Origin of the sequence: Acidovorax sp. (assembly GCF_022763525.1) — a bacterium.
In the GTDB taxonomy this organism is placed as follows: Bacteria; Pseudomonadota; Gammaproteobacteria; order Burkholderiales; family Burkholderiaceae_C; genus Acidovorax.
On the sequence record NZ_JALEGG010000213.1, the window covers coordinates 1 to 7,319 of the forward strand.

Annotated in this window: 7 protein-coding genes; 5 read left to right on the forward strand and 2 right to left on the reverse strand. The window is 67.9% G+C overall.

The annotated features are described in order from the left end of the window. Nucleotides 1-93: 93 nt before the first annotated feature. Nucleotides 94-921, reverse strand: coding sequence for an HDOD domain-containing protein (locus MRY84_RS16625; protein ID WP_291506817.1), 828 nt, complete (start codon nucleotides 919-921; stop codon nucleotides 94-96). Nucleotides 922-991: 70 nt separating this feature from the next. Beyond that, nucleotides 992-3,361 (reverse strand): Tex family protein, encoded by a 2,370-nt coding sequence (locus MRY84_RS16630; RefSeq protein WP_291506818.1) that lies wholly within the window; start codon nucleotides 3,359-3,361, stop codon nucleotides 992-994. A gap of 100 nt (nucleotides 3,362-3,461) precedes the next feature. Here MRY84_RS16630 and MRY84_RS16635 point away from each other — a divergent pair, with 100 nt between their 5' ends. The 5 genes from MRY84_RS16635 (at nucleotide 3,462) to MRY84_RS16655 (ending at nucleotide 7,121) form a co-directional block, all read left to right on the forward strand. Continuing rightward, complete coding sequence (locus MRY84_RS16635; RefSeq protein ID WP_291506819.1) at nucleotides 3,462-3,866, forward strand: hypothetical protein; 405 nt, start codon at nucleotides 3,462-3,464, stop codon at nucleotides 3,864-3,866. Between the two features lie 29 nt (nucleotides 3,867-3,895). Further along, complete coding sequence (locus MRY84_RS16640; RefSeq protein WP_291506820.1) at nucleotides 3,896-5,017, forward strand: DUF72 domain-containing protein; 1,122 nt, start codon at nucleotides 3,896-3,898, stop codon at nucleotides 5,015-5,017. 95 nt (nucleotides 5,018-5,112) lie between these two features. Next, the gene (locus MRY84_RS16645; RefSeq protein ID WP_291506821.1) at nucleotides 5,113-5,379 is read left to right on the forward strand and encodes a hypothetical protein; all 267 of its coding nucleotides are present in this window, start codon (nucleotides 5,113-5,115) and stop codon (nucleotides 5,377-5,379) included. 11 nt (nucleotides 5,380-5,390) lie between these two features. Then, complete coding sequence (locus MRY84_RS16650) at nucleotides 5,391-6,170, forward strand: histidine phosphatase family protein (protein ID WP_291506822.1); 780 nt, start codon at nucleotides 5,391-5,393, stop codon at nucleotides 6,168-6,170. A gap of 33 nt (nucleotides 6,171-6,203) precedes the next feature. Beyond that, the gene (locus tag MRY84_RS16655) at nucleotides 6,204-7,121 is read left to right on the forward strand and encodes an NAD(P)H-hydrate dehydratase (RefSeq protein ID WP_291506823.1); all 918 of its coding nucleotides are present in this window, start codon (nucleotides 6,204-6,206) and stop codon (nucleotides 7,119-7,121) included. Nucleotides 7,122-7,319: the final 198 nt, after the last annotated feature.

The window sequence follows — 7,319 nt, forward strand, 5'->3', positions numbered from 1 at the left end:
CTTGCCAATAGCCGAGCTATTGGCAAGCGCCGCGCCTTGCAACCCATCCCGGCAAGGTACTTGCGCGGTCCTGAAGAGATCGTAAACACGTTCTTAGACCACGTAATCGGCCGCCTCGGGCCGCGCGGTCCAGTCGATCGGGTCCTGCTGCAACACCATGTCGATATCCAGGCCCAGCGCCAGCCCCACTTCGCCCGGGAAGGTCACGGCCAGTTCCTTTTCGCCCAGGTCGGCCTCGCGGGCACGGGCCCGCCAGGCCGCCAAGTGGATCACGCCCGCCAGCGGTTCATAGGAAGTGTTGTCAAACGGCGCGCTCTGGTACTGAAGCGCATCGACCACCACCTCGGGCAGGCGCCAGCGCCGGGCCAGGCCCGCGGTCACGTGTCCATAGCAGTAGCCAAAAATCCGATGCTCCACCTTGGCGCGGCGCGGGTCAAACGGCGCCACCAGGGTGTTGATGGACTGCACGCGCTCCGGATCGGCCAGATGGATCGCCAGTTCACCCAGGGCATGCAACAGACCGGCTGTGTACGCGGCGATCTGGTTTTGCCGCGCGATGCCCGCCAACGAACGCGCGAGCTTGGCAGTGTTGAGGCTGTAGCGCCAGAACTGCTGCATGTTCACGCCCGGCACCGACCGCGAGGTGGTGCCCAGCGGCGCCGAAGTAACGATTGCGCGCACCTGCGCCACGCCCAGCAGTGCCAGGGCCTCGGGAATGCCGGCGATCTGCCGCGGTACCTGGAAGGTGTGGGAGTTGGCCAGCTCCAGCAGCCGGGCTGCCAGCGCTGGGTCCATGCCAAAAAACTGGTTCAGCCGCCGCAAGCTCGGCTCTTCATGGGCCAGTTCGCTCATCAGCAGCGCCACGGCGCGCGGCAGGCTGGGCAATGCCACGGGGTGGGCCAGCAGTGCGTTCAACTCCATGGGGCGCCAGTGGTTGGTTCAGGTGCTGGGGATTATGGCCCCCAGCTTCTCCTGCCGGGTCAAGCGGATGCTATCGGCCCTTGGCCTGTTGCAACTTCGCAAATGCCGAGGCCATGGCGGACTGCTGCACCGGCTCGGGCGCACGGCGCTGTGGCTGTGCATAGCCCCTGCCAGCGCCTTCAAAGCGGTTTTCGCGCGGCGCCCCACGGTCGCCGCCCTGTCGCGGCGGCGCGTCGCCCAGCTTCATCGACAGGCCGATGCGCTTGCGCTCCACGTCCACCTCCATGACCTTGACCTTGACGATATCACCCGTCTTGACCACCTCGCGGGCGTCGTTCACGAACTTGTGGGCCAGCTGGCTCACATGCACCAGGCCGTCCTGGTGCACACCCAGGTCGACGAAGGCGCCGAACTGGGCCACGTTGCTCACGGTGCCCTCCAGGATCATGCCTTCCTTGAGGTCCTTGATGTCTTCCACGCCGTCGTTGAAGCGCGCCACCTTGAAGTCCGGACGGGGGTCGCGGCCCGGCTTTTCCAGCTCGGCCAGGATGTCCTTGACGGTGATGACGCCAAACTTCTCGTTGGCGAACAGCTCGGGCTTCAGGGTCTTGAGCATGTCGGCGCGGCCCATCAGCTCGGCCACGGGCTTGCCGGTCTTTTCCATGATCTGCTCGACCACGGGGTAGGTTTCGGGGTGCACGCCCGTCATGTCCAGCGGGTTCTCGCCGCCACGGATGCGCAAGAAGCCCGCGGCCTGCTCAAACGTCTTGGCGCCCAGGCCCGCCACATCCATCAGCTGCTTGCGGCTCTTGAACGCGCCATTGGCCTCGCGCCAGCGCACCACGGCCTTGGCCACGCTGCCCGACAGGCCAGACACGCGGCTGAGCAGCGGCACGCTGGCCGTGTTCAGGTCCACGCCCACCGAGTTCACGCAGTCTTCCACCACCGTGCCCAGGGTGCGCGCCAGCTCGCTCTGGTTCACGTCGTGCTGGTACTGGCCCACGCCAATGCTCTTGGGGTCGATCTTGACGAGCTCGGCCAGCGGGTCCTGAAGGCGGCGCGCGATGGATGCGGCCCCTCGCAGGCTCACGTCCACATCGGGCATCTCTTGCGACGCGTATTCGCTGGCGGAGTAGACCGAAGCGCCGGCCTCGCTCACCACCACCTTCTCGATCTTGCGCTCGGCCTTGGCGGCCATCTTGATGAGGTCGGCGGCCAGCTTGTCCGTCTCGCGGCTGGCCGTGCCGTTGCCGATGGCGATCAGGTTCACCCCGTGCTTCTCGGCCAGCTTGGCCAGCGTGAATAGCGAGCCGTCCCAGTCGCGCTTGGGCTCGTGCGGATATACCGTGGCGGTGTCAACCAGCTTGCCGGTGGCGTCCACCACGGCCACCTTCACGCCGGTGCGTATGCCGGGGTCCAGCCCCATCACCACGCGCGGGCCGGCGGGTGCGGCCAGCAGCAGGTCGCGCAGGTTGTCGGCGAACACCTTGATGGCGACCTTCTCGGCCTCGTCGCGCAAGCGGGCGAACAGGTCACGCTCGGTCGACAGGCTGAGCTTGACGCGCCAGGTCCAGGCCACGCATTTGCGGATCAGGTCGTCGGCCTTGCGGCCCTGGTGGCTCCAGCCCAGGTGCAAGGCAATCTTGCCCTCGGCCAGGCTGGGTTTGCCGGGTTCGGGCTCCACGGGCAGCACCAGTTTGGCTTCCAGGATCTCCAGCCCGCGCCCGCGAAACACCGCCAGCGCGCGGTGCGAGGGCACGCGGCCGATGGGCTCGTCATAGTCGAAATAGTCTCGGAACTTGGAAACCTCGGGGTCGTTCTCGTTCTTGGACTCCACTTTCTTGCTGCGCAGCAGGCCTTCAGCCCACAGCCACTCGCGCAGGCTTTGCACCAGCGCCGGGTCTTCGGCCCAGCGCTCGGAGAGGATGTCGCGCACGCCGTCGAGCACGGCCGGCACCGTGGAAAAATCGGCGCCTGGCTTGCCGTCGTCCAGCACCTCGGGCGGCTTGGTGAAGGCGGCAGCCTCCACGGCGGGGTCGAGCGTGGGGTCGGCAAACAGCTTGTCGGCCAACGGCTCGATGCCGAACTCGCGCGCAATCTGGCCCTTCGTGCGACGCTTTTGCTTGAAGGGCAGATAGATGTCTTCCAGCTCCTGTTTGGTGGGCGCGGCGGCAATGGCGGCGCGCAACGCATCGGTCAGCTTGCCCTGCTCGTCGATGCTCTTGAGCACCGCCACGCGGCGGTCTTCCAGCTCGCGCAGGTACGACAGGCGTGCCTCCAGTTCGCGCAGCTGGATGTCGTCCAGCCCGCCCGTCACTTCCTTGCGGTAGCGCGCGATGAACGGCACCGTGGCGCCGCCGTCCAGCAGCTCCACCGCTGCCCGCACCTGTTGTTCACTGACCCTGATTTCTGCGGCCAACTGCCGGATGATCTGCTGCATGTGTGGCGAACTCTCTGACACTCAAACAAAACGCGAAGCGCGCGAGTTTGCCATAGGCTGCGCAGGCTCCTACCCCTTCTAGAATGGCCAGCCGCCGCCCATGAACGCCCTGCCCTTCCCCATCCGCACCGAATGCCCGCCCGGCGCCTGCGTTTGCGACCGTGACGCGCTGCTGCAGTCGCCCGGGGCCGACGCGCGGGTGCTTCAGCTCACGGTGGCCGAGGAGAAAAAGCTGCTGCAGCGGCTGGAGAACATCACCAGCCTGGCCGACCTGCGCCGCATGCAGGAGCGGATGGAGCAGCTGCTGGGCATCCGCGTGTCAATTGCCCCCAGCCCGAACGAGGTGCGCACGCTGCGCGGCATCACGATCCTGGTGCACGAGCAGCAGGGCCTGTGCCGCAAGACGCGGCAGGCCATCCCCGCAGCCATCAAGAAAGGCATGGAGCGGCAGCCGGAGATTGCGTTTGAACTGCTCAACGAGGGCGGGCTGTTTTCGGGGTTGTAGGCACCCGCCCCTTCGCTCCGCCCTCGCCCATGCAAGACGATTTGTTTGGCCCCGCGCCAGAGTCCCCACCCGCTGCCAAGCCGCATGCCCCGCCGTCGTCCGGGGAAAGCGCCGCCGACGCACCACCCGCGCGCCCCCGCCGCTCGGCGGGCGTGGTCTCAGCCGCTGCGGATGACGAGGCCCTGAAAGCACTCGCCCTCGCTCTGTCGCCACGGCTGCGGCTGGGCACCTCGTCCTGGACCTACCCGGGCTGGAAGGGTCTGGTTTGGCAGGGGGAACATTCGCCAGCGCAGCTTTCCAAGAATGGCCTGGCCGTGTACGCCCAGCACCCGCTGCTGCGCACGGTGAGCATCGACCGCAGCTTCTACCGCCCGCTGACCGTCAGCGAATACGAGCGCTATGCCTCGCAGGTGCCCGACGACTTTCGCTTCGTGGTCAAGGCGCCCAGCCTGGTCACCGATGCGCTGGTGCGCACTGAAGACGGGCGAGGCCGCCAGCCCAACCCGGCTTTCCTGGATGCAGACCTGGCCCGCAGCGAGTTTGTGGAGCCCGCCCTGCAGGGCCTGGGCCGCAAGCTGGGCGCGTTGGTGTTTCAGATCAGCCCCTTGCCGCTGGCCCAGCTGGACCACATGGCCGAGCCGCTGCGCCGCTTGCGCGCGATGCTGCTGGCACTGCCCACGCTCGCGCCGGCCGCACCCGACGGCGTGCTGGCCGTAGAGGTGCGCGATCCGCAATGGCTCACGCCCGAGTTTGTCGAGGTCCTGCGCGCTGCCGGGGCCACTTACTGCCTGGGGCTGCACCCCAAGCTGCCGCCATTGCAGGAGCAGCTTCCGTTGCTGCGCGCACTGTGGCCAGGGCCGCTGGTGTGCCGGTGGAACCTGCATCCCGCCCACGGCCCCTACGGCTACGAGGAAGCGGAGCGGATCTACGCGCCGTACGACCGCCTGCAAGACCCGGACCCCGGCACACGGGCCGCGCTGGCCAAGGTGATTGCCGGCACTACTCGCAAGGGCCAGAACGCCTTTGTGACCATCAGCAACCATGCCGAAGGCTGTGCGCCGGGAAGCGTCCGGGCTCTGGCAGAACGGGTGGCCGAACAAGTGTCGGCCCAGGTGGGCAAAAGCACCAGCGCCCCCACCCGGGAGATGTAGGACACGGAGCACCGGGTCCAAGACGGTGCACTGACATCGCCTTCTGGGTCCCTCGGCCACCATCGATGGCATTGCATCGAGCGAGGTACGACACCATGACGCTGCGCCAAAAAATCCAGGACTTCCAACAGTGGGACGCCGCGCGCCCCGGCTTCAAAGGCGAACACTGGCTTGTGCTGGGCGCGGGGCTGCTGGCCTTGCGCGCGGCCGGCCGCAGCCGTGGCCTGATGGGGCGCACCGTGGGCCGGGCGCTGGGCAGCGCGCTGCTTGCGCGGGCGGCTTCGGGGCGCGATGGCGTGGTGGGCAGGCTGGCCGGCGCTGCAGGAGGCGCCCGCGCTCCACTGCGGCGGGCAGACCGGTAGGCCCCACGCCCATGCAGGCTAGCTGGCCAGCTGTTCTGTGGGTGGTGCGCCATGGGCAGAGCGCCGGCAATGTGGCGCGTGATGCGGCCGAAGCGGCCGGGCTGCACTCCATTGACCTCGCCTGGCGGGACATCGACGTGCCGCTGTCCGAACTGGGCACCGCCCAGTCCGTGGCGCTGGGTGAGTGGTTTGCCCGGCAGGCGGTGGACGCGCAGCCCGAGGTCATCCTTTGCTCTCCGTATGTGCGTGCGCTGCAGACAGCCCGGCTGGTGGCCCAGCACAGCCGGCTCGAGCACCTCACGCTGCGGGTGGACGAACGCCTGCGGGAGAAAGAGTTCGGCATGCTCGACCGCCTTACCAAACTGGGCATACAGCACCACCATCCGCAACTGCACGCGCAGCGCCTGCACGTGGGCAAGTTCTACTTCCGCCCGCCAGGGGGCGAAAGCTGGTGCGACGTGATCCTGCGCCTGCGCAGTCTTCAGGAAATGGTGACGCGCGAATACGGTGGAAAGCGGGTGCTGGTGGTGGCCCACCAGGTCATCGTGAACTGCATGCGCTACCTGATTGAACACATGGACGAGCAACGGATCCTGGACATTGACCGCGAAGGCGACGTGCCGAACTGCGCGGTGACGATCTACCGCGCACATGAGGCCTCCGGCGCCCCCGGAGACAGCGGCAGCAGCGCGGCGATGCAACTGGTACAGGCCAACTTTCTGGCGCCGTTGCGCGATGCCCACACACCCGTCACGCGCGAGCCAGACGCCGCCACGGCACCCAAGCCCTGAGCTGCCCCCGCGCGCCATCCTTCTCCACGCCCCATGCCCGCCCGCCTCCGCCCCCCGCGTCCGCGGGCGCTGACCGAGAGCCTGCTTCGGCGCTGGCCCCTCCCGCAGCCAGGGGACCACGCCGACAAAGAGACGCGCGGCCATGTGCTCATCGTGGCCGGCAGCCACGAAATGCCGGGCGCCGCGATGCTGGCCGCCATCGCCGCCTTGCGCGCAGGCGCCGGCAAGTTGACGGTAGCCGCGCCGGAGCGGGTTGCCCAGGGGCTCGCGCTGGCCATTCCCGAAGCCCGGGTGATGGGGCTGGCGGAAACGCGCGCGGGCGGATTCGCGGCGCGTGACTGCGACCGGCTGGGCCCCCTGGCCGAACGGGTGAGCGCCGTCGTGCTAGGCCCTGGCATGCTGGACGAGGCCCGCAGCGTGGCCTTTGTGCGGGCGATGCTGCCGCTGTTTCGCCAAAGCACCGTGGTGCTCGATGCCTATGCCATGTCGGCGGTGGGAGACACACCGTTCGACCAGCCGGTCGTGATGACACCGCACGCGGGCGAAATGGCTCACCTCACGGGTCTGTCAAAAGAGGCTGTGCTGGCCGACCCGCTGGCTACGGCCTTGGCGGGTGCCAAGCGTTGGGGCGCCTGCCTGGCGCTGAAAGGCAGCGCCACCTACATCGCCCAGCCCGACGGGCAAACGCTGCGCTTTGCAGGGGGCACGCCGGGGCTGGCCACATCGGGTTCGGGCGATACCTTGGCCGGGCTCATCGGCGGCTTGGCGGCGCGGGGCGCTGCGCCACTGCAGGCCACGGCCTGGGGCGTTTTGCTGCACGCGCAGGCCGGCAATATGCTGGCACGCAGCCAGGGCACGCTGGGCTATCTGGCGCGGGAGTTGTCGGCGCAGGTGCCGTCACTCATCCACGCACTGGGCACGCGGGGCGCCCAACGGGGCGGTGTCCCCTAGCTCAGAATTTTTAAAGAAAATCAGCCTGCAGCGCTTTATAGAAAAGCGCAAGCAGCTATCTTTTCAATAGCACGAGAGCAAACACGTCACAGAACGCTTTGGTTGTCCGGCGATCCCGCCACCCGGTGCCGGCCCAGCGTGATCCAGGTCAGAGCCAGCCCCATGAGCGCGCCGCTGGCCATGCCCACCACCATGGGC

Coding starts and splice junctions, on each gene's coding strand:
- MRY84_RS16655 (WP_291506823.1), top strand. CDS start 6,204: ATGCCCGCCCGCCTCCGCCCCCCGCGTCCGCGGGCGCTGACCGAGAGC.
- MRY84_RS16635 (WP_291506819.1), top strand. CDS start 3,462: ATGAACGCCCTGCCCTTCCCCATCCGCACCGAATGCCCGCCCGGCGCC.
- MRY84_RS16645 (WP_291506821.1), top strand. CDS start 5,113: ATGACGCTGCGCCAAAAAATCCAGGACTTCCAACAGTGGGACGCCGCG.
- MRY84_RS16650 (WP_291506822.1), top strand. CDS start 5,391: ATGCAGGCTAGCTGGCCAGCTGTTCTGTGGGTGGTGCGCCATGGGCAG.
- MRY84_RS16640 (WP_291506820.1), top strand. CDS start 3,896: ATGCAAGACGATTTGTTTGGCCCCGCGCCAGAGTCCCCACCCGCTGCC.
- MRY84_RS16630 (WP_291506818.1), bottom strand. CDS start 3,361: ATGCAGCAGATCATCCGGCAGTTGGCCGCAGAAATCAGGGTCAGTGAA.
- MRY84_RS16625 (WP_291506817.1), bottom strand. CDS start 921: ATGGAGTTGAACGCACTGCTGGCCCACCCCGTGGCATTGCCCAGCCTG.